The sequence below is a fragment of the Alcanivorax sp. HI0083 genome, from assembly GCF_001635175.1.
In genome coordinates this window covers 1-649 of the sequence record NZ_LWFX01000192.1, presented here as the reverse complement: position 1 = coordinate 649, position 649 = coordinate 1, and the positions used below count along the sequence as shown (strand labels likewise).

Below are 649 nucleotides of genomic sequence, written 5' to 3'. Positions count from 1 at the left end.
CAGGGTGGAACCAGCCCGGCTCAAGGCAACCAGGCCACACAACCCGGCGATCAACAGCAGCACCCAGTAGGTCGGGTCTGGCACGCTGCGTAACAACGCCACCTTGCCCACAAACCCGGACAGCGGCGGCAGCCCCACCACGGCAATGGCGGCCACAAAGAACAACAGCGACAGCCGGCCGCCATTAAGAATCGCCGGGCCGATCTGCAGGCAATCCGCCACCTCGCCACGGCCGCGGGCAATCAGATCAGTAAGCAGGAACAAGCCGCCACAAATCAGGGTGGAATGCAGCAGGTAGTACAGCGCCGGCCCCAATGCCTGCAGCTGACCGAAGGCCAGTGCGGCCACCAAGGTGCCCACCGACATCACCACCAGATAGGACACCAGCGTGCCCAACCGCTTCGCACCCAGCACACCGATACAGGCCAACCCCAGTGTCACCAGCGCCAGCCACCACAACGCTTGCAGCCCCAGCCCGGCAAAGGGGCCATCGGCAAACGCCAGGGCATACACCCGCACCATGGCGTAGATGCCCACCTTGGTCATGATCGCGAAGAGCGCCGCCACCCCAGCAGTGGCGCTGGCATAGGCAGCGGGCAACCAGAAGTACAGCGGGAACATGGCCGCCTTGAGGCCAAACACCACCCAC

General features: G+C 64.7%; 1 protein-coding gene. It reads right to left on the bottom strand.

Going from position 1 to position 649, the window contains the following annotated elements:
• The coding region (locus A3754_RS02040; protein ID WP_304439772.1) for a proton-conducting transporter membrane subunit at positions 1-649 on the bottom strand (649 nt) is incomplete at both ends.